This is a genomic window from Amycolatopsis dongchuanensis (genome assembly GCF_039542405.1).
Taxonomy (GTDB): domain Bacteria; phylum Actinomycetota; class Actinomycetes; order Mycobacteriales; family Pseudonocardiaceae; genus Amycolatopsis_E; species Amycolatopsis_E sacchari.
On sequence record NZ_BAABIB010000072.1, the window covers coordinates 111,234 to 131,741 of the forward strand.

The window sequence follows — 20,508 nt, forward strand, 5'->3', positions numbered from 1 at the left end:
CATGGTGGTGTGGCAGCCTTCGACTCCGATCCCGAAGACCTGAAGAACACCGCTGTCCAGGTGGCGCGCGAGGCGGCCGACCTGGTGCGCCGTGCCCGTGAAGCCATGTTGGCAGGCGAGGCCGTGCAGGTCGATACCAAGTCCACCGACACCGACGTGGTGACCGCCGTCGACCGCGCCTCGGAGCGGCTCGTCCGGGAGAGGCTCGCCGAGCTGCGGCCCGGCGACGGCGTGCTCGGCGAGGAGGAGGGCGGTGCCGCGGGGGACGGCGTCACGTGGGTCGTCGACCCCATCGACGGCACCGTGAACTTCCTGTACGGGCTGCCTGGCTTCGCCGTTTCCGTCGCCGCGCAGATCGGCGGCGTGTCGGTGGCGGGTGCCGTCGTGGAGCCGGTGGACGGCCGCTGCTGGACGGCCGTGCGGGGCGGCGGTGCGTGGCTGGACGGCAGGCGGCTGCACGTGTCGTCGCCGCAACGGCTGGATTTGACCCTGGTCGGCACGGGCTTCTCCTACGACGGCGAGCGCCGCGGCCGCCAGGCGAAGGTGGTCGGGCAGCTGGTTTCGCGGGTGCGGGACATCCGCCGCGCGGGTGCGGCGTCACTGGACCTGTGCGCGGTCGCGGCCGGCTGGCTGGACGCCTACGTCGAGCACGGCCTCAAGCGGTGGGACTGGGCCGCGGGAGCGCTCATCGCCGAGGAGGCGGGCGCGGTGGTGTCCCTGCCGGGGGAGGACCGGGAGCTGGGCGCCGACGCCACCTACGCGGCGTCACCGGCCATCGCGGACCCGCTGCGGAAGACGCTGCTGGAGTGCGGGATCCAGGAGGTCTGACCTCAGCAGGTCACGTTGCGGGCGGCTTCGAGCAGCCCCTTGTCGAGCACCGGCCCGGTGCCGGCGGACTGCTCGTTGCCCCCGTCGGGGTGCTCGGCCGACCACGTCCGCAGCTGCTGCAGCACCTGCCGCGCCTGCTGGGTCGGCCGCACATCGCCGAACGTGCTGCCGACGGACAGGTCCACCGACGCGTCCGCGCGGGTGTCCTTGACCAGCTCCAGGCACGGCACGACGAGGCTCAGCGTCCGGGCGGCCGAACGGCCGTTGTCCCCGAAGCGCAGCTGCCCGTGGCACTTGGCCTCGGTGTCGGGGTAGGACGGGTCGTTGTCCGGGGCGGCGATCTGGGTGAAGCCGAGCTCGCGCAGGCTCTCGGTCGTGATCGCCCCCTGGCCGCGGGCCTGGCTCGCGTTGAGCACCCGCACCGCGACCTTGTCCGGCGGCAGCGGGATGGTGTCGTCGAGCGCGGAGTGGCTCAGCGTGGTGAAGGTGACCCCGTTGACGGGGACGGGCGCCGGCTCGCAGCGCAGCGCCGCGTCGATGTCGGCCTTGCTGGTCACCGCGCGGATCCAGACGACCGCCGCGATGAGCCCCATCACCGAGACGAAGATGACGATGGGCAGCGGACGGCGTTTGCGGTAGCCCGGTTTCCTGCGGTTGCCGAACCCGATCCCCGACGCCACCTGCCCGATCCCTTCCCCGAAAAAAATCCCCGACAGTCCCCCGCTATCAGGACCTTCGTTCCTGATCAGCGTAAGCGTTACAGTGCACCACGCCCGACACCTCCGTTCGAGTGGGTCCGGTCGCGCCCCGACCTGCACCTCTGGACCCTGGTGTTCCCCCTGTTGGGTGACGTCTGAAGTCCTTCGTCTAACACGTTGCGGGCCCGGGTACCTCGTGAGCTACCCTCTGCGGGCTCCGGCCGTAGCCAAGGGTCCCCCAACCACTCGCCGAAGAGAGACCTGCCTCACTACGGCGCCGGGCACAAACAGGGGCGCTGGAACGTTGTCCAGCGGCACGAAGGGCTCACGACGCGCATCGCGGGCCCCGGACTTGAGACACAAGCTGATCGCAGGGGTGAGGGACAATGGCGACCGACTACGACGCTCCGCGCCGCAGCGAAGCCGACGAGCTGGCCGAAGACTCGTTGGAGGAGCTGAAGGCCCGGCGCAACGAGAACCAGTCCGGCGTCGTGGACGTCGACGAGGACGCGACCGCGGAGAACTTCGAGCTCCCCGGCGCGGACCTGTCCGGGCTTTCCGGTGAGGACCTGACCGTCAAGGTGGTGCCGAAGCAGGCCGACGAGTTCACCTGCTCGGTGTGCTTCCTGGTGCACCACCGCAGCAGGCTCGCCGAGGAGCACGACGGCCAGATGATCTGCCGCGACTGCGCCTGACCGGGCGAGGTGGCCGGCTAGTGCCGGCGCAGTAGCTCGGCCACCTTCTCCGGCTTGCGCGAACTGAAGACCCAGTAGGGCGTGGGGTCGTCCGGGTCCGTCAGGTGCACCCGGACGATCGGTCCGATCCAGCCGCGGTGCACGACGAACGCCGCGGGGTCGAGTTCCGGGCCCATCGCCTTGCGCTTGCGGTCCTTGCCGATGACCTCGACCTCCCCGACGAAGCGCAGCGGCAGCCGCGCCTTGCCGACGACGAGCTCCTCCCCGGTGATCTCCACCTTGGTCCGGCCCATCAGCAGCAGCCACGCCGCCATCAGCGGCACCAGCACCACGTACGGCAGCCACGCGCGCACCCCCGGGTACCCCATGTGGATCTCCGCGGCCAGCAGGCCGGCCGCGATCAGCGGCAACGGCCACCCCCACCACGACACGTACAGCCGCTCGGTGTGCCGCTTCCGGTCCGTTCCCGCGGCCCGCTCCACCCCGGCAGCGGCCGCGCCTGCGCTGTCACCCACGTGTCCAGGGTAGTCTCGCCGCCCGTGTCCACCGTGCAGGTCCTGCTTTCCCGGCTCGATCCGGATGTGCCACTGCCCCGCTACGCCCGTCCCGGCGACGCCGGGGCCGATCTCGTGACCACCGAGGACGTGGTCCTGCCCCCGGGCGAACGGGTGGTCGTGGGCACGGGCATCGCGATCGCGCTGCCCGAGGGGTACGCCGGGTTCGTGCACCCGCGTTCGGGGCTGGCCGCGCGCGTCGGCCTGTCCGTGGTCAACACGCCGGGCACCATCGACGCGGGCTACCGCGGCGAGATCCGGGTATGCCTGGTCAACCACGACCTCCGCGAGCCGGTCGAGCTCGCGAGGGGGGACCGGATCGCGCAGCTCGTGGTGCAGCGGGTGGAGACCGCGGAGTTCGTGGAGGTGCCCGAGCTGGCGCCGAGCGAACGCGGTGCGGGTGGTTACGGGTCGACCGGCGGTCATGCCACGCTGGAGGTCGGCACTGGGGAAGGAGCGAGGAAGTAGTGGGCATTTTCGGACGCAAGCGGCGGACCCCGGACGAGGAGGAGCCGCGCGGCAGGCACGCCGCGGCCGAGCCGGAGGACCTCGAAGAGGACTACGAGGAGCCGCAGCCGGTCGTCACCGACGGGCCGTTCGACATCGCCGACGCCCCCGAGGACGAGGTGCCCAGGATCGACCTGGGTTCGGTGCGGGTGCCCGTGCCGGACGGCGCGCAGGTCCAGGTGGAGATGGACCCCGCGGCGGGCGGGGTGCGCGCGGTGCACGTGGTCACCCCGCAGGGGCAGATCACGGTCAGCGGTTACGCGGCGCCGCGTTCCGGCGGCCTCTGGGAGGAGGTCGCCGCCGAGCTGTCCGAGCAGCTGCGCAAGGACGGCGCCAAGGTGACCTCCGGCCAGGGCGAGTGGGGGCTGGAGCTGTCCGCGGTGATCGGTGACGTGGCGCTGCGCTTCGTCGGGGTCGACGGGCCGCGCTGGATGCTGCGCGGCGTGATCGCGGGGCCGCAGTCGCTGGCCGCGGAGGCACCCGGGGTGCTGCGGGACATCGTCCGCGACACGATCGTGATCCGGGGCGACGCGCCCATGCCGGTGCGCTCGCCGCTGCCCATCACGCTGCCCGACGCCGTCGCCCAGCACATCGCGGAGCAGCAGCAGGCTCAGGCTTGACGCCAGGCTTCGACCACCGCACGCCCTACCGACCCGGGGTCGGCGCCCAGTTCACTGAGCGTCGTCTCGCGCAGGACCGCGCGGGGCAGGGCGGCGGCCCATTCTCGCGCGACGCCCAACGGGTGCACGGGATCGTCCGTGCACGCGACGATCCCCGCCGGCACCTCGAGCGTGCGGAGTTCCTCGAGGGTCGGCGCGGGGTGGCTCGCGGCGACGCGTAGTCCTGCCGCGAGGCCGTCCCCGTGCCGCCGCCAGGCCCTGGTCAGCTCGTCGGCGAGCCAGGGCGCCACGCCCGCGATGGACAGCGACAGCGCTTTCTCGAGCCCTTCGGCGTCCACGAGGTCCGCGGACGCCCGCGCGGCGAGCGACGCCGGTGCGTCGCCCGGTTGGCCGTGCCAGGCGGGCAGGGCGAGCAGCAACCCGGCACAGCGACCGGGGTTGCGCACGGCCCATTCCGCGGCCAGGTGGGCCCCGAAGGAGATGCCGCCCACGAGCAGTGGACCGCTCTCGGCGAGCGCGTCCAGCAGGGTGAGGAAACCCACGGCGAGACGATCACCGGCCGGTGGTCGCGGGGTGGCCGCTTCGATCCCCGCAGCAGCCAGCGGACCTGCGAAAACGGCTCGGACGAAGATCTCGTCCGAGCCCGTCCCCGGCAGCAGCACGGCACGCGTCACCGGCATAGCGGACGTCACGTTGCGATCTTGCGGCAAACGGGCTTCCCTTGCGTGGAACGAAGAGGACGACGTTACCGTTTACCACGTACGGGCCGAACAAGTCGGGGGCCCCGAGCAACAGGAGAACCGCCTATGTCCGCCAAAGACGGCGGCTATTTCAGCCGGTTGGTTCGCAAGCTGACCAGCGACGTCGACGAACTCGACGCGGACGACCTCTCGGAGAAGTCCGAGGCGGTCGGGGCGCAGCGCGCCTGCGACTGCCGCTCCGGCGACGAGGTCACGGTGCTGGGCAGACTGCGCAGCGTGGAACTGTGCCCGGAGGACAAGGCCGCCACCCTACGGGCTGAGTTGTTCGACGGGACGGAAGGTGTGACGTTAGTCTGGCTCGGACGGCGCCGGATCCCGGGCATCGAGCCCGGGCGGACCATCAAGGTGCGCGGCCGCATGGCCGAGCGCGATGGGCAGAAGGTGCTGTACAACCCGTTCTACGAGCTCCAGACGACCTCCTGAGTTGGTAACCACACGTGACTGAACGCCCCGGCGACACCGAGACCGAGACCCAGGACAAGCCGGAACCGACCCTGCTGGAACAGATGGGCGGGGTGTCCGGGCTCGTCTACTCGTCCGTGCCGATCGCGGTGTTCATCCTGGTGAACTACTTCTTCGGCCTGCAGGCCGGGATCTGGAGCGCGGTGGGCAGCGCGGTGGCGATCACCGTGCTGCGCATCGTGCGCCGGGAGCCGCTGCAGCCGGCGATCTCCGGGTTCTTCGGCGTCGCGATCGCGGCGTTCATCGCCTACCGGACGGGCTCGGCCAAGGGCTTCTTCCTGTTCGGCATCTGGGCGAGCCTCGTCTACTGCGCGGCGTTCGTGCTGTCGATCGTCGTGCGCTGGCCGCTCGTCGGGGTGATCTGGAACGTCATCAACGGCACCGGCACCGACTGGCGCAGGGACCAGCCGTCGAGGCTCGGCTACGACGTCGCGACGCTCGCGCTGGCGCTCGTCTTCGGCGCGCGGTTCGTGGTGCAGCGCTGGCTCTACGACAGCGACCACACCGGCTGGCTGGCGTTCGCCAAGATCGCCATGGGCTACCCGCTGTACGCGCTGGCGCTGCTGGTGGTGGTCTGGGCCGTCCGCCGGTCCGACAAGCGCCTCAAGGCCCTGCGCGAGGCGCAGGAAGAGGCCGAGGCCGACACCGAAGCCGCGCTGCGGCTCAAGTACAGCCAGCGCCCCAACGAGGCCTGAAGACCCCGGCAGGGCCCCGGCCGAGGCCCCTAGTAGCCCAGGGCCTTCCGCACGTCGCCTTCCACTTCGGCGTTCGCCACGAACAGCAGCTCGTCGCCGGGCTCCAGCGGGTCCTCCGGCTGGGGGACGATGACGCGGTCCCCGCGCAGGATCGTGACCAGCGCGGCGTCCCGGGGCAGCGCGATCTCGCTCACCGGGCGCCCCGCCAGCGGCGTCTCCGCGGGCAGCGTCAGCTCGACGAGGTTCGCCTGGCCCTGCCGGAACGTCATCAACCGCACCAGGTCGCCGACGCTCACCGCCTCCTCGACCATCGCGGCGAGCATCCGCGGCGTCGACACGGCGACGTCCACGCCCCACGCGTCGGTGAACAGCCACTCGTTGGCCGGGTTGTTCACCCGCGCCACGACGCGCCGCACCGCGAACTCCGTCTTCGCCAGCAGCGACACCACGACGTTGACCTTGTCGTCCCCGGTCGCGGCGATCACGACGTCACAGCGCTCGACACCGGACTCCTCCAGCGTCGAGACCTCGCACGCGTCCCCGAGCACCCAGTCGGCCTGCTCGACGGTCTCCGGCTCGAACTGCTGGGACTGCCGCTCGATCAGCATGACCTGGTGGCCGCCGTCGATCAGTTCGCGGGCGATCGAGCGCCCCACCGCACCGGCTCCGGCGATCGCGACCCGCATCAGCTCTCCTCCTCAGGAGCACGCCCGGCGACGCTCGTCACGTCGCTCACCGTGCCCGACCGCGCGGCCACGTACACGAGGTCGTCGGCCTGCAGCACCGTCTTGGCGTCCGGCAGCACGGGAGTGCCGAACCGCATGATGAACGCCACCCGCGCCTCCGTGGCCTCCTGCAGCTCGTTGACGGTGCGCCCGACCCACCCCTCGTGCAGGGGCAGCTGCAGGACCGCCACGTTGCCCGTGGGGTCCCGCCAGGCGGATGCCACGCCGTCGGGCAGCAGCGTACGCAGGAAGCGGTCGGTGGTCCACGGCACCGTGGCGACGGTCGGGATGCCCAGCCGCTCGTAGACCGCGGCCCGCTTCGGGTCGTAGATGCGGGCCACGACGTGCTCGACGTGGAAGGTCTCCCTGGCGACGCGCGCGGAGATGATGTTCGAGTTGTCCCCGCTGGACACGGCCGCGAAGGCGCCCGCTCTCTCGATCCCGGCGTCGATCAGCACCTGGCGGTCGAAACCGATGCCGAGGATCTGCCTGCCGTGGAAGTCGCTGCCCAGCCGCCGGAACGCGTCCTGGGACTTGTCGATCACGGCGACCTCGTGTCCCAGGCGCTCCAGCGCCGCGGCCAGGGACGCGCCCACCCGGCCGCATCCCATGATCACCACGTGCACCCGCTTGCCTCCTGTGCGTCACCCGAACGGCGGTTACCCGCGCAGAACCTACCCTGTCGCCCCGGCATCCACACCGCACCCGGCCCAACCGTGATCGCAGTGCCGCCCTGGACAGCAAGGCCGGTCGTCCCCGCCCTAACCTTGAGCTGTGCCGAAGTTCGCGACCGTGGCCAAACGGCTGCTCCTTGGTCGTCCATTCCGTAGTGACCGGCTGTCCCACACCCTGCTGCCGAAGCGGATCGCGCTGCCGATCTTCGCCTCGGACGCCCTGTCCAGTGTCGCTTACGCGCCTGAGGAAATCTTCCTCACGCTGAGCGTCGCCGGGCTGTCGGCGTACGCGCTGGCGCCGTGGATCGGCGTCGCCGTCGCGCTGGTCATGCTGGTCGTGGTGGCGTCCTACCGGCAGAACGTGCACGCCTACCCCAGTGGTGGCGGCGACTACGAGGTGGCCACCACCAACCTCGGCGGCAAGTTCGGGCTGACCGTGGCGAGCGCGCTGCTGGTCGACTACGTGCTGACCGTCGCCGTGTCGACCTCCTCCGGGGTGGCGAACATCGGCTCCGCGATCCCGTTCGTCGCCGAGCACAAGGTGCTGTTCTCGGTGCTGATCGTCGCCGTGCTCACCGCGCTGAACCTGCGTGGCGTGCGCGAGTCGGGCAAGGCCTTCGCGATTCCGACATACGGCTTCATCCTCGGCATTCTGGGCATGGTGCTGTGGGGGTTGTTCGAGGCCGTGCGCGGCACCCCGATGCACGCGGAGAGCTCCGGGTTCCAGCTGCACGAGGAGTCCTCGCTCGCCGGGTTCGCGTTCGTGTTCCTGATCCTGCGGTCGTTCTCCTCCGGTGCCGCGGCGCTCACCGGGGTCGAGGCGATCAGCAACGGCGTGCCCGCGTTCCGGAAGCCCAAGTCGCGCAACGCCGCGACGACGCTGCTGATGATGGGCCTGCTCGCGGTGACGATGCTGATCGGCATCATCGCGCTCGCGATCATCACCGGCGTCAAGTTCGCCGACGACCCGGAGCGCCAGCTGATCGGCGCGCCCGACGGCTACCAGCAGAAGACGATCGTCACGCAGATCGCCGAGGCCGTCTTCCAGCACTTCCCGCCCGGTTTCTACTACATCTCGTTCGTCACCGGCATCATCCTGCTGCTGGCGGCGAACACCGCGTTCAACGGTTTTCCCGTGCTGGGCTCGATCCTCGCGCAGGACCGCTTCCTGCCGCGGCAGCTGCACACCCGCGGTGACCGGCTGGCCTTCTCCAACGGCATCCTGTTCCTGGCCGCGTTCGCGCTGGTCCTGATCATCGCGTTCGACGCCGAGGTGACCCGGCTGATCCAGCTGTACATCGTCGGCGTGTTCGTCTCCTTCACGGTGAGCCAGGCGGGCATGATCCGGCACTGGAACCGGTTGCTGGCACGGGAAAAGGACCCGGCGGTGCGGCGGCGGATGCGGCGTTCGCAGACCGTCAACGCCGTGGGCCTGACGTGCACCGGCACCGTGCTGGTGATCGTGCTGATCACGAAGTTCCTGCTGGGCGCGTGGATCGCCATCGCCGCGATGGTGGCGATCTTCCTGCTGATGACGGCGATCCGGCGGCACTACGACCGCGTCGCGACCGAGCTGTCCGAAGTGGACGGTTACCAGCCGAGCGTGCTGCCGTCGCGCAACCACGCCATCGTGCTGGTGTCGAAGCTGCACCTGCCGACGCTGCGCGCGCTGTCCTACGCCAAGGCTTTCCGGCCAGACGTGCTCGAAGCCGTGACCGTGAACGTCGACGACGAGGAGACGCGGCGGCTCACCGCGGAATGGGAGAAGCGCGGGTTCAAGGTGCCGCTGAAGGTGCTCGAATCGCCGTACCGCGAAATCACCAAACCCGTGGTGGAATACGTGAAACGGGTGCGGGGGGACAATCCGCGCAACGTGGTCACCGTGTTCATCCCCGAATACGTCGTCGGCCACTGGTGGGAGCAGCTGCTGCACAACCAGAGCGCGTTGCGCCTCAAGGGAAGGCTGCTGTTCCAGCCCGGGGTGATCGTGGCGAGCGTGCCGTGGCAGCTGGCTTCGTCCGAGGCCGCCGTGCGCCGGCTCATGCGGGCGCGGCCTGCCGCCGGTGACGTCCGCCGCGGGTTCTACGAGACGAGCGACCGCAAGTGAACTGGACAGGCCGCACGATCGAGGCCGAGGTGGGGCCCGTCGCCCACGGCGGGCACTGCGTCGCCAGGGTCGAGGGGCGCGTCGTGTTCGTCCGGCACGCGCTGCCGGGCGAGGTCGTGCTCGCCGAGGTGACCGAGGACAAGGGCGGGTCGTTCTGCCGCGCCGACGCGGTGCGGGTGCTGGAAGCGGCGCCGGAACGCGTCGAGCCGCCGTGCCCGTTGGCGGCGCCGGGGCTGTGCGGGGGCTGCGACTGGCAGCACGCCGCGCCGGAGTTCCAGCGTGAGCTGAAGGCCCGCGTGGTCGCCGAACAGCTGTCGCGCCTCGCGGGCATCGAAAGGCCCGTCGAGGTGGAAGCGCTGCCCGGCGGTCCGTTGGACTGGCGCAGCCGGGTGCGGCTGGTCGCGGGTCGCGACGGCCGGGCGGGGCTGCGCGCGCACCGCAGTCACCGCGTGGTCGCGCTGGACGACTGCCCGATCGCGATGCCCGGCGCGCTCGACGACGTGCTGTCCCGGCGCTGGCGGCCGGGCACGGAGCTGGAGGTCACCCGCGACGGCGACGGGCAGAACCACGTCCGGGAGCTGAGCGTGGTGCGCGGCAAGCGGCGCGCCCGGCAGCTGAAGGGCGGCACCGCGGTGCAGCACGCGGCGGGCCGCGACTGGCGGTTCGACGCGCACGGTTTCTGGCAGGTGCACCCGGCGGCGGCGGACACGTTGGCCGCCGTGGTCGGGGAATGGGCGAAGGTACCGCAGGGCGGTCTGGTGTGGGACCTCTACTCGGGCGTCGGGCTGTTCGCGTCCGTGCTCGCGGAGCAGGTCGGGCCCGCGGGGGAGGTCGTGGCCGTCGAGTCGGGGCGGCGCGCGGTCGAGGACGGGGAAGCGGCGCTGGCCGATCTGCCGCAGGTTAGGTGGCGGGCCGGGCGCGTGGAACACGTGCTGCGGGACCTGGCAGGGCGGCCGGAGGTCGTCGTGCTCGATCCGCCCCGATCGGGTGCCGGCCGCGAGGTCGTCCAGTCCATTGTGGAGCGTGCTCCCGACCGGGTCGTGTATGTCGCGTGCGACCCCGCCGCGCTCGCGCGGGACCTGGCGACGTTCGCCGGATCGGGTTACCGGCTGGCGGAGTTGCGGGCGTTCGACGCGTTCCCGATGACGCACCACGTCGAGTGCGTGGCCCTCGTCGTGCCCGAAATTGTCGGTGGGTCGCGGCATGATGCGGGGCATGAATCCTCTGGACGAGTTTGACCGCGCGGCCGCGGCGGTCACGGGCATTGTCAGCGCGGTCGAGCCAGGGCAGCTGGAGCTGCCCACGGCGTGCACCGAGTGGTCGGTGGGTGACGTCATCGCGCACCTGCTGTACGGCAACGTGAGGGCGGTGGCCTTCGCGAGCGGCTCGCCGCCACCGGATCAGGTGCCGCTCGGCGATGATCACGTGGCGGCGTTCGAGCGGTCGGTGCGGGAGGTGCGGGCCGCGCTGAGCGAGCCGGGGCTGCTGGAGCGCACGGTGCAGACGCCGTTCGGGCCGTCGCCCGGCGTGCTGCTCGTGCACATGCGGCGCAACGAGTTCCTCGCACACGGCTGGGACATCGCCGACGCCACGGGACAGTCGACCGACTTCGAGCCGGAGCTGGTGGAGCGGGCGATCGCCCAGTGGCGGGAGCGTGCGGATTCCGTGCCCCGTGGTCCAGGCGCGCCGTTCGCGGCGGAGAAGAGCCCGCCGCCGGGCGCGAGCGCGGCGGACCGGCTGGCCGCGCTGCTCGGCCGTGAATCCGTGCGTGGCGGGCGGTAGTGCGCGAACTGGAGGACATCTCGAACCTGCTGCTGCACGCTGCGATGTCGGCGCGCGCAAGGGATCCGGTGGTCCGCGAGCTGACCGGTCCGGCGTTCGCCGGGCAGCGGCGGCTGGTGGACACGGCGGCGGACCTCGTGGTGCTGGAGGTCGTCGCGCGGCTGTTGCGGAGGGGGTGGCAGCCGTACGACGTGCACCGCATCGTGCTCCGGCGCGGTGACGGGGAAACGGCGTCTCTGGCCGGGGATGCGATCGCGGCCGAGGTGGCCCGCAGACCCGCTGCCACCGTGGACCGGCGGTGGCGGGAGCAGCTGGTGCGGATCGGCGCGGAGGTGTGGTGGCAGGCCGACCGGCCGCGGCTGACGCAGTGGGCCGAGCGGCACGGGCGAAGTCCGGAGCAGGCGTTGTCCCGGGCGGTGGGGGCGCTGGCGGTGCTCGCGCCGCTGCCACCGTTGCCGGAGCTGCCGTTGCCGTCGGGTGCGCGGGAGGGCGTGGACGAAAAGGTGCTGGCGCGCGTACGGGCGTTGCTGGCCAAGGCGGAGTCGACGCCGTACCCGGAGGAGGCCGAGGCGCTGTCGGCGAAGGCGCAGGAGCTGATGAGCCGGTACTCGTTCGAGCAGGCGCTGGTGGAGCCGCGGCCCGCCGGTGCGGCGCGCCGGTTCTGGCTGGACGAGCCGTACCTGGCGCCGAAGGCGTCGCTGGTGACGGCGGTGGCGACGGCGAACCGGTGCCGGGCGGTGTCGTACGAGAAGCTGGGTTTCCTCGCGGTGGTGGGGCACGAGGTGGACCTGGACTTCGTCGAGCTGCTCGCGACGTCGCTACTGGTCCAGGCCACTGAGGCGATGCTCGCGGCGGGGCGGCAGGTCGGGCACGGCGGTCAGTCGCGCACCCGCTCGTTCCGGCACGCCTTCCTGCTGGCGTACGCCGCGCGGATCGGCGAACGCTTGGGGGAGGCTGCCAGCGCGGCCGGCGCCGAGGTCGCGGACGACCGGTTGCTGCCGGTGCTCGCCCGGCGCAGCCAGGAGGTGGACGCGCTGTTCACGGCGTTGTTCCCCGCGGTCGGCCGCCGCAAGCACACGGTCAGCAACGGTGCGGGCTGGCACGCGGGCCGGGCCGCCGCGGACCAGGCGAAGCTGACGTTGGAAAGGAGGCGCCTGTCGGCGTAGGGGTAATTTTCGCGCGGTGACCCGCCTCGAACTCGATCACCGGAAGTTGACGCGCCTGCCCAGCCTGCCGCCGGAGCTGGAGTACCTGAGCGCGTACGACAACGAGCTGACCGAGTTGCCGGGGGAGTTGTGGCGGTTGGGGCGGTTGCGGGTGCTCAACCTCGCGGCCAACCGGCTGACGGAGATTCCCGCCGAGATCGGCCGCCTCGCGGCGCTGCACACCCTGGACCTGGGGCACAACCGGCTCACGTCGCTGCCCTCGGAGCTGGGTGACCTGCCGAACCTGAGCGAGTACCTGTACCTGTCGGGCAACAGGCTCACGAGGCTGCCCGAGTCGCTGACCCGGCTGTCCGCCCTGCGCTACCTCAGCGCGACGGACAACAGGCTCGAAGTGCTGCCCGAAGACATGTCGGGCCTGCGCGAGCTGCGCGAGTTGCGCCTGTACCGCAACGAGCTGCGCGAGCTGCCGGACACCATCGGCGAACTGAGCAAGCTGCGAGAGCTGCACCTGCGCGGCAACCACCTGCGCGGCAACCACCTGCGCGAACTGCCCGCCACGATCGCCAACCTGAGCGACCTGCGCTACCTCGACCTGCGCGAGAACAACCTCCACACCCTGCCGGACGCGCTAGCAACCCTGCCCCTGGTGAAGCTCGACCTCCGGTGGAACCGCTCCCTGAAGCACCCCCCATGGCTCGACGACCTCGAGGACTGCCTGGTACTGCGTTGAATCTATTTGTGGGAAGCGGTTTGGTGGTGGGCGCCGCTGTGCCGGTTCGCTGCCACCGCACGGTGGCTCGCGGGTGCGGCTGTGGCCGACTGCGGCACCGGGAGCTACCGCCGCGCGGCGTGGCTGCCCCGGCACGAGGTGGCTGCCCCGGCACGGGGTGGCTGCCCCGGCCCCCGGTGACTGCTGCCGCACCCGCCACCGCACGCGGCAGCTACTGCCGCACCCGCCACCGCACGCGGCGGCTACTGCCGCACCCGCCACCGCACGCGGCGGCTACTGCCGCACCCGCCACCGCACGCGGCGGCTACTGCCGCACCCGCCACCGCACGCGGCGGCTACTGCCGCGCGGGGTGGCTGCTGCCGCACCCGCCACCGCGCTCGGCAGCTACTGCCGTGCCCGGCCCCGCACCAGGCTCAGCCACGCGGCCCTAAGCCGCAGGCCTGGCTCCGAGCCGCCGGGCCGAGCCAGCCGCCGCAAGCGGCGGTCACCGGCGCGCCCACCCAGCACCACCCAGCTGCGCTGGCGCGAGCCAACCGCCCAGGCCGCGAGCCCCCTGCCAGCCACTGCACCCACCAGCCATGCTGCACTCGGCCTTGCGTCGAACTCACCGTGCGGCCTTGAGCCGGGGCACGGCTCCGAGTCGCCGTGCCGCGCCGCCCGGCGACTACCGCCCCGCCGACGCCCCGCCGACGCCCCGGCTCAGCCGCGGCCCCGAGCCGCCCTCGAGAGCCACCCAAGCCGACCCCGCACCCGGCCCTGCACTGGGCTCAGCCGCCCCCGAGCCGTCCCCGAGAGCCATGCCGACCTCCGCCGATCCCGCGCCAGGCTCAGCTGCCCCCGACAGTCACGCAGCCGACCTCCGCCGACCCGCGCTCGGTCCCGCACCGGACTCAGCCACCCGCGAGAGCCACTCCTGCCAACCCCGCGCCCGGCCCAGCACCGGGCCCTGCATCGCCCCCGAGCCGCCCCCGGGAGCCACCCCAGCCACCCCAACCCCAACCCCCGACCCTCAACCCCGGAACCAGCCCGACGGGCCGGGCCGCAGGTTCTGGTACACGTGCTTGATCTCCTGGTACTCCCCGAGCCCGGTGGGGCCCAGCTCGCGGCCGAAGCCGGACTGGCCGAACCCGCCCCATTCGGCCTGGGGGAGGTACGGGTGGTAGTCGTTGATCCACACCGTGCCGTGGCGCAGGCGGTTCGCCACCCGCTGCGCCCGCGACGCGTCCATGGTGAACACCGCGCCCGCCAAGCCGTAGTGCGTGTCGTTGGCGATGCGGACCGCGTCGTCCTCGTCCGTGAAGGTTTCGACCGTCAGCACCGGGCCGAACGACTCCTCGGTCACCGCGAAACCGCCCTGCCGCACGCCGTCGAGCACAGTGGGCAGGTAGTAGTGCCCGCCTGCCAGGCGCGGATCGGACGGGCGGCGGCCGCCGGTCCGCAGTACCGCGCCCTCCGCGAGCGCCGTCTCGACGTACTTCTCCACCTTCGCCAGGTGTTCCGCCGAAATCAGCGGCCCCGTCTCGGCCTCCGGGTCGAACGGACCACCCAGCCGGATCCGCTCCGCGCGGCGCACGACCTCGTCCACCAGCTCATCGTGCAACTCCTCCTGCACGATGAGCCGCGCCCCCGCCGAGCACACCTGCCCCGAATGCAGGAACACGGCTGTCAGCGCGTAGTCCACCGCCGTCTCGAAATCCGCGTCCGCGAAGACCACGTTCGGGTTCTTGCCGCCCAGCTCCAGCGCGACCTTCTTCACCGTCGCCGCCGCGCTCGCCGCGATCCGCCTGCCCGTCGCCAACCCGCCGGTGAACGACACCAGGTCCACGTCCGGGTGCTCCGCCAGCGGCGCCCCCACCTCGGCACCGGCACCCAGCACCAGGTTCGCCACCCCCGCGGGCAGCCCCGCTTCGGTGAGCGTGCTCATCAGCAGGATCGCCGTGTGTGGCGTCAGCTCGCTCGGTTTGAGCACGAACGTGTTGCCCGCGGCCAACGCCGGGGCGACCTTCCACGCCACCTGCAACAGCGGGTAGTTCCACGGCGTGATGAGCCCGCACACCCCGACCGGTTCGTACACCACGCGGCTGAGCGCGTCCGGCCCCGCGTCCACGACCCGCCCGGCGTGCTGCCCCGCGAGCTTGCCGAAGTACCTGAAGCACGCCACGACGTCGGCCAGGTCGTACTCGCTCTCCACCAGCCGCTTCCCGGTGTCGAGCGACTCGGCGCGGGCGTAGGTGTCGCGGTCGCGCTCCAGCAGCTCCGCCACGCGCAACAGCAGGTCCCCGCGCCGGCTCGCCGGGGTCGACGGCCACGGCCCGGAGTCGAAGGCCCGGCGCGCGGCGGCGATCGCGGCCTCGGTGTCCTCGCGGGTGCCTTCGGCGACGGTGCCGACGAGGGAGCCATCGGCGGGACAGCGGATCTCACGGGTCCGGTGCGCCCGCGGAGCGCGCCACTCCCCGTCGACGAACAACTCCGCCATCGCACCTCCCGCCGGTTGACGTCTTGACCGGTTCGGAAGCCTACGTGGCTGGCGCGCTGCCGCCGGAAGGCTGGTGAGAGCGGACACCTTCTCACCGTCCGTGAGCGCACGAGCAGAGTAGGGTGGCACGTCCGATGAGAATTGGCTCACGGACGGACCACCTTCGTCGCTGGTCCGGGCGTGGGACCGGACGGGCGCCCGGCGCGCGGGCACGGCGAGGGTTTCCTTGCTCCGTAGACTGAGCGGACGGTCGCAGGATCGATCAGGGTGAGGTGGAAAGTGACGTTGCTGGAGTCTGTGCACGGACCGGCCGACCTCAAGCGCATGGGGCAGGGCCAGTTGGAGCAGCTGGCGGGTGAGATCCGCGACTTCCTCATCGACCGCGTGCGGCGTGCGGGCGGCCACCTCGGGCCGAACCTCGGTGTGGTCGAGCTGACGATCGCGCTGCACCGCGTGTTCGACTCCCCCCGTGACGCGATCGTGTGGGACGTGGGGCACCAGAGCTACGTGCACAAGATCGTCACCGGCAGGCAGGACGGGTTCGACCTGCTCCGGCAGACCGGCGGCGTCGCGGGCTACCCGATCCGCTCCGAGAGCGAGCACGACTTCGTCGAGAACAGCCACGCCTCGACCGCATTGTCCTATGTGGACGGTCTGTCGAAGGCCTTCGAGCTGGCCGGCGGCGGCAGGCACACGGTGGCCGTCGTGGGTGACGGGGCGCTGACGGGCGGCATGTGCTGGGAGGCGCTGAACAACATCGCCGCCGAACCCGGCAGGCCCGTCGTCATCGTGGTCAACGACAACGGCCGCTCCTACTCGCCGACGATCGGCGGGTTCGCCGAGCACCTCGCGTCGCTGCGCCTGCAGCCCGGCTACGAGCGCGTGCTCGACGGCGGCAAGGAACTGCTGCTGCACACGCCGGTCGTGGGCCGTCCGATCTACGCGGCGCTGCACGCGGCCAAGGCGGGCATCAAGGACGCGCTGAGCCCGCAGATGATGTTCTCCGACCTGGGCCTGAAGTACCTGGGCCCGGTGGACGGGCACGACCTCGCGGCGCTGGAGAAGGCGTTCCAGGCGGCGAAGGCCTTCGGTGGCCCGGTCGTCGTGCACGCGGTCACCGAGAAGGGGCACGGCTACCCGCCCGCCGTGAACCACGAGGCCGACCAGATGCACCAGACCGACCCGATCGACCCCGAGACGGGCCTGCCGAAGCCGAAGGGGCGCAGCTGGACGTCGGTGTTCGCCGACGAGCTGGCGGCCATCGGCGAGGAGCGCGAGGACGTGGTGGCGATCACCGCCGCGATGCTGCGCTCGACCGGTCTGGACAAGTTCGCCGAGCGCTTCCCCGACCGCTGGTACGACGTGGGCATCGCCGAGCAGCACGCGGTCACGTCCGCCGCCGGGCTGGCGATGGGCGGTCTGCACCCGGTGGTCGCGGTGTACTCGACGTTCCTGAACCGCGCGTTCGACCAGGTGCTGATGGACGTGGCGCTGCACCGGCAGCCGGTCACGCTCGTGCTGGACCGCGCGGGGATCACGGGGCCGGACGGCCCGAGCCACCACGGCATGTGGGACCTGTCGCTGCTGGGCATGGTGCCGGGCATGCGGGTCGCCGCCCCGCGCGACGCGCAGACGCTGCGCGAGGAACTGCGGGAGGCCATCGCCGTGTCCGACGGGCCGACGGCGCTGCGGTTCTCCAAGGGGAGCGTCGTGGAGTCGGTGCCCGCCGTCGAGCGGCAGGGCGTGGTCGACGTGCTGCGCAAGCCGGAGGACGGCGCGGACGTGCTCCTCGTGGCGGTCGGCGCGTTCGCGAAGCTCGGGCTGGAGGCGGCGGAGCGGCTGGCGGACCAGGGCATCGCGGTGACGGTCGCCGACCCGCGCTGGGTGGTGCCGGTGCCGCAGGAGCTGGTGACGCTCGCGAAGGCGCACAGGCTCGTCGTGACGGTCGAGGACAGCGGGCGGCACGGCGGCTTCGGCTCGGCGCTGGCGGCCGCGCTGCGGGACGCCGAATGCGACGTGCCGCTGCGGGACCTGGCGGTGCCGCAGCGGTTCCACGAGCACGGCTCGCGCGAGGAGGTGCTGGCCAGGATCGGCCTGACGGCGCAGGACGTGGCGCGCCGGGTGACCGAGTGGGCGGCGAACCTGGTGCTCGACCCGCAGCCCGAACCGGCGGAGTGAGCTGCCCGCCCGGGGACGGGCGGGGTCGCGGTGGTGGTTGGTGGTCTGGACCGCGGGGTGCTGCCCGGGGTTGGGCTGGCGGCGGGAGGCCGCCTGGCATCGGCGGGTCGCCGTGGGGCCTGACCGGCGGTGCCCGGGGTTGGGTCGGTGGCGGAGCCCACCTGGTGCGGGCGGCGGAAGCCGGTGGCCTTGATGGCCTGACCGTGCTGCCCAGGTTTGAGTCGGTGGCAGGGAGTCCGCCTGGCATCGGCGTGTCGCCTGGGGCCTGACCGGCGGGTGCTGCCCGGGGTTGGGCCGGTGGCGGGGAGCCGCCAGGCATTGGCGAGTCGCCGGGGGCCAAACCGGCGGTGCGCAGGGTGGGCCGGTGGCGGCCCCCGCCCGGTGCGGGCGGCGGGAGCCGGTGGCCCGGCTGCCGGGCTGGGCCGAGAGATCACGGCAGGACGTGGGCTCCGCTCCGGTCCGTGCTCAGGCACAGTGAGCAGATCGTCCCGCCGGTGGCGCTCGTCAGGACGTCCGGGCGTTCGTAGGGTTCGCCGCAGACGACGCAGTCGTACGGGGTGGCGCTCGGGTTGCCGTCCGCGGACAGGCGGGGTTCCGCGATCCCGTCGTCCGCGCGGCGCAGGTAGTAGCGGCCGCGCGTGACGACGGCCATCAGCGGGGTCACCACCACCGCGACGCCGACCGCGACCAGTGGCGAATACGGTTTCAGCGCCTCGCCGAAGAGTCCGAAGTAGACGGCGATCGACAGCAGCGACGACGCCAGGAACGCCACCACGCCAACGGGATTCACCGCGTACAGCATGCCCCGGCGGAACTCGGGCAGCTTCGGCGACAACTTGAGCACGTACTTGTTCACCGCGATGTCCGTCGCCACCGTGACGACCCACGCGATCGCGCAGTTGGAGTAGAAGCTCAGCACGTTGTTGAGGAAGCTGAACATGTTCGCCTCCATCAGCACCAGCGAGAACGACAGGTTCACCAGCACGAACACCAGCCGCCCCGGGTAGCGCCTCGTGACGCGCGTGAACGAGTTGGTCCACGCCAGCGAGCCCGAGTACGCGTTCGTGACGTTGATCTTCACCTGGCTCAGCACCACCAGCACCAGCGCGAGCGGCACCACCAGCCACCCCGGCATGAGCTGCTTGAACACCCCGGTGAACTGCTCGATCGGCTCCACGGCCGCCGCCGAACCCACCGCGTCCAGCACGTACACCGCCATGAACACGCCGATCGCCTGCTTCACCGCGCCGAACACCACCCACCCCGGCCCGGCCAGCACCACCGACGTCCACCACGCCCGCCGGTTCTCCGCCGTGCGCGGCGGCATGAACCGCAGGTAGTCGATCTGCTCGCCGATCTGCCCCATCAGCGACAGGCACACGCCCGCGCCCAGCATCACCGCCGCCGTGCTCACCCCCGATCCGTGGGACAGCCACCGCTGCACCGAGTCCGGGTCCTTCACCACGAGGAACACCAGCGGCGCCACCATCAGCAGGATCCACAACGGGTTCGTCCAGCTCTGCAGCTTGGCCAGCGCCTTCATCCCGTACACCACGAGCGGGATGATGACCAAAGTGGACAGCAGGTAGCCGAGCCACAACGGCAGGCCGAGCGCGTACTTCAGCCCCTGCGCCATGATCGAGCCTTCGGTGGCGAAGAAGATGAAGGTGAAGCTGGCGAAGATGACGCTCGTCAGCACCGACCCGTAGTAGCCGAAGCCGGAGCCCCGCGTGATGAGGTCCAGGTCGATGTTGTAGCGCGCCCCGTAGTAGGCCAGCGGGAACCCGCTGACGAAGATGATCACCGCGGCGACGGCGATCGCGAGCAGGGCGTTGCCCGTGCCGTGCGTCAGCCCGATCCCCGCGCCGATCGAGAAGTCCGCCATGTAGGCGATCCCGCCGAGTGCGGAGGCGCCGACGACCGCCGGGGTCCAGCGCCGGTAGCTCCGCGGCGCGAACCGGAGTGTGTAGTCTTCGAGGGTTTCCTTGGCCTGGCGCTTCGGAAGCGTTTCTTCGACCGTCACGAACAGCGACGGTAGGATGACGCTGTTTCCGCTCGACGCCCTTTTCGTGACGGCGGGGTTACTTCACCGTTCCTGTCCACAAGGGACGGTCACGGGGTCCCTGCCTACCGGGTGATGCTGTCGAGCACCAGGTCGAGGGTGAAGTCGAAACGCTCGTGTCCGCTGCCGGACGTCAGTTCGGCGGCGTGCTCCCTGGTGTGGGGAAACCGGTCGGCCGGCAGGGAGCCGAGGCGTCGGAGGAGTTCGCCGCGGCTGAGGACCCATTCGTCGTCCGGGTCGGTCTGCCGGACGCGGACCAGGGACAGCTCGAGGGCGTAGGCGGCGACGTAGAGGGACAGGGAATCCATGGCCCAGGCGGCGGTCTGGGGCGGTATTCCGCCGGCGAGCAGGATCGCCAGGATCGCTTCGCTGACGCGCAGGGTCTCCAGGTTGGTGGGGACGGCCGCGAGCGCGGCGCGGGAGATGCCGGGGTAGCGCAGGTACTGGTCGCGCATCTGGCCGTACACCTGCCGGATCTGGTCGCGCCACCGGTCCGGGTCGGGTTCGGGCAGCACGAGCTCGGAGCAGAGCCGTCCGATGATCAGGTCGTCGATGTCGGCCTTGTTGACCACGTGCTTGTACAGCGACGAAGGGCTGACTCCGAGTTCGGCGGTGATGGCGCGGATCGTCAGCGCGTCGTAGCCCTGGGTCTCCACCACGTGCAGGGCGGCGTCGACGATCCGCTCGACTGTGAGCGGCTCCCGGCGCGGCTCCTGCGGTGCGGAGGTGGGGGCCTGCAGGTGCCGGGCTGCGCGCCGCGCCCTCGGATCTCGTGCCACAGGGGGAT

At 71.6% G+C, this 20,508-nt stretch carries 20 protein-coding genes; 12 read left to right on the plus strand and 8 right to left on the minus strand.

Annotated elements, in window-relative coordinates; translation table 11 throughout:
• Window positions 1-9 precede the first annotated feature (9 nt).
• Entirely contained in the window at window positions 10-828 is an 819-nt protein-coding gene (locus ABFX51_RS16690; protein WP_245783165.1) for an inositol monophosphatase family protein, read from the plus strand.
• 2 nt (window positions 829-830) lie between these two features.
• Here the strand turns inward: ABFX51_RS16690 and cei are convergent, their stop codons facing one another.
• Window positions 831-1,508, minus strand: coding sequence for an envelope integrity protein Cei (gene cei, locus ABFX51_RS16695; RefSeq protein WP_346054171.1), 678 nt, complete (start codon window positions 1,506-1,508; stop codon window positions 831-833).
• Between the two features lie 404 nt (window positions 1,509-1,912).
• Between cei and ABFX51_RS16700 the strand changes: the two genes are divergently transcribed.
• Complete coding sequence (locus ABFX51_RS16700; RefSeq protein WP_091510204.1) at window positions 1,913-2,221, plus strand: DUF4193 domain-containing protein; 309 nt, start codon at window positions 1,913-1,915, stop codon at window positions 2,219-2,221.
• 17 nt (window positions 2,222-2,238) lie between these two features.
• Here ABFX51_RS16700 and ABFX51_RS16705 read toward each other — a convergent pair whose 3' ends face one another.
• Window positions 2,239-2,703 carry a DUF3093 domain-containing protein gene (locus ABFX51_RS16705; protein WP_091510207.1) on the minus strand — a complete coding sequence of 155 codons (465 nt, stop codon included), beginning with the start codon at window positions 2,701-2,703 and terminating at the stop codon, window positions 2,239-2,241.
• Window positions 2,704-2,760: 57 nt separating this feature from the next.
• On the opposite strand from ABFX51_RS16705, the gene dut reads away from it, so the two are divergent.
• On the plus strand, window positions 2,761-3,243 hold the full coding sequence (dut, locus tag ABFX51_RS16710) for a dUTP diphosphatase (protein ID WP_091510209.1): 483 nt from the start codon (window positions 2,761-2,763) through the stop codon (window positions 3,241-3,243).
• On the plus strand, window positions 3,243-3,902 hold the full coding sequence (locus tag ABFX51_RS16715; protein ID WP_091510212.1) for a DUF3710 domain-containing protein: 660 nt from the start codon (window positions 3,243-3,245) through the stop codon (window positions 3,900-3,902). The genes dut and ABFX51_RS16715 overlap by 1 nt, the downstream gene beginning before the upstream one ends.
• On the opposite strand, the gene ABFX51_RS16720 is transcribed toward ABFX51_RS16715, so the two are convergent.
• The gene (locus ABFX51_RS16720; protein WP_245783166.1) at window positions 3,893-4,594 is read right to left on the minus strand and encodes an alpha/beta fold hydrolase; all 702 of its coding nucleotides are present in this window, start codon (window positions 4,592-4,594) and stop codon (window positions 3,893-3,895) included. The genes ABFX51_RS16715 and ABFX51_RS16720 overlap by 10 nt on opposite strands.
• Window positions 4,595-4,708: 114 nt before the next feature.
• On the opposite strand from ABFX51_RS16720, the gene ABFX51_RS16725 reads away from it, so the two are divergent.
• Both ABFX51_RS16725 and ABFX51_RS16730 read left to right on the plus strand, forming a co-directional pair.
• Window positions 4,709-5,086 carry an OB-fold nucleic acid binding domain-containing protein gene (locus ABFX51_RS16725; protein ID WP_091510217.1) on the plus strand — a complete coding sequence of 126 codons (378 nt, stop codon included), beginning with the start codon at window positions 4,709-4,711 and terminating at the stop codon, window positions 5,084-5,086.
• A gap of 14 nt (window positions 5,087-5,100) precedes the next feature.
• A complete protein-coding gene (locus ABFX51_RS16730; protein WP_091510219.1) occupies window positions 5,101-5,820 on the plus strand; it encodes a DUF3159 domain-containing protein in 720 nt (239 codons plus the stop codon).
• A gap of 29 nt (window positions 5,821-5,849) precedes the next feature.
• On the opposite strand, the gene ABFX51_RS16735 is transcribed toward ABFX51_RS16730, so the two are convergent.
• Both ABFX51_RS16735 and ABFX51_RS16740 read right to left on the minus strand, forming a co-directional pair.
• Window positions 5,850-6,506 carry a potassium channel family protein gene (locus tag ABFX51_RS16735; protein ID WP_091510221.1) on the minus strand — a complete coding sequence of 219 codons (657 nt, stop codon included), beginning with the start codon at window positions 6,504-6,506 and terminating at the stop codon, window positions 5,850-5,852.
• A complete protein-coding gene (locus tag ABFX51_RS16740; RefSeq protein WP_091510224.1) occupies window positions 6,506-7,171 on the minus strand; it encodes a potassium channel family protein in 666 nt (221 codons plus the stop codon). The genes ABFX51_RS16735 and ABFX51_RS16740 overlap by 1 nt, the downstream gene beginning before the upstream one ends.
• A 148-nt stretch (window positions 7,172-7,319) precedes the next feature.
• Between ABFX51_RS16740 and ABFX51_RS16745 the strand changes: the two genes are divergently transcribed.
• From ABFX51_RS16745 to ABFX51_RS16765, 5 genes are read left to right on the plus strand one after another with little or no spacing between them, the layout of a single operon-like run.
• A complete protein-coding gene (locus tag ABFX51_RS16745) occupies window positions 7,320-9,326 on the plus strand; it encodes an APC family permease (protein ID WP_091510227.1) in 2,007 nt (668 codons plus the stop codon).
• Window positions 9,323-10,564: a class I SAM-dependent RNA methyltransferase gene (locus tag ABFX51_RS16750; protein ID WP_091510229.1), complete on the plus strand. Its 1,242-nt coding sequence runs from the start codon at window positions 9,323-9,325 to the stop codon at window positions 10,562-10,564. The genes ABFX51_RS16745 and ABFX51_RS16750 overlap by 4 nt, the downstream gene beginning before the upstream one ends.
• Complete coding sequence (locus ABFX51_RS16755; RefSeq protein WP_091510231.1) at window positions 10,542-11,108, plus strand: TIGR03086 family metal-binding protein; 567 nt, start codon at window positions 10,542-10,544, stop codon at window positions 11,106-11,108. Before ABFX51_RS16750 ends, ABFX51_RS16755 begins: the two co-directional genes overlap by 23 nt.
• Window positions 11,108-12,274 carry a DUF2786 domain-containing protein gene (locus ABFX51_RS16760; protein ID WP_245783167.1) on the plus strand — a complete coding sequence of 389 codons (1,167 nt, stop codon included), beginning with the start codon at window positions 11,108-11,110 and terminating at the stop codon, window positions 12,272-12,274. The genes ABFX51_RS16755 and ABFX51_RS16760 overlap by 1 nt, the downstream gene beginning before the upstream one ends.
• Window positions 12,275-12,290: 16 nt before the next feature.
• Window positions 12,291-13,004 (plus strand): leucine-rich repeat domain-containing protein, encoded by a 714-nt coding sequence (locus ABFX51_RS16765; RefSeq protein ID WP_091510234.1) that lies wholly within the window; start codon window positions 12,291-12,293, stop codon window positions 13,002-13,004.
• A 1,010-nt stretch (window positions 13,005-14,014) separates the two neighbouring features.
• Here ABFX51_RS16765 and ABFX51_RS16770 read toward each other — a convergent pair.
• The gene (locus ABFX51_RS16770; protein ID WP_091510235.1) at window positions 14,015-15,481 is read right to left on the minus strand and encodes an aldehyde dehydrogenase family protein; all 1,467 of its coding nucleotides are present in this window, start codon (window positions 15,479-15,481) and stop codon (window positions 14,015-14,017) included.
• Window positions 15,482-15,760: 279 nt separating this feature from the next.
• Here ABFX51_RS16770 and dxs point away from each other — a divergent pair, with 279 nt between their 5' ends.
• Complete coding sequence (gene dxs / locus ABFX51_RS16775) at window positions 15,761-17,659, plus strand: 1-deoxy-D-xylulose-5-phosphate synthase (RefSeq protein WP_346054172.1); 1,899 nt, start codon at window positions 15,761-15,763, stop codon at window positions 17,657-17,659.
• 430 nt (window positions 17,660-18,089) lie between these two features.
• On the opposite strand, the gene ABFX51_RS16780 is transcribed toward dxs, so the two are convergent.
• Entirely contained in the window at window positions 18,090-19,682 is a 1,593-nt protein-coding gene (locus ABFX51_RS16780) for a purine-cytosine permease family protein (protein WP_245783168.1), read from the minus strand.
• A 104-nt stretch (window positions 19,683-19,786) separates the two neighbouring features.
• Window positions 19,787-20,500 carry a TetR/AcrR family transcriptional regulator gene (locus ABFX51_RS16785; protein WP_091510240.1) on the minus strand — a complete coding sequence of 238 codons (714 nt, stop codon included), beginning with the start codon at window positions 20,498-20,500 and terminating at the stop codon, window positions 19,787-19,789.
• Window positions 20,501-20,508: the final 8 nt, after the last annotated feature.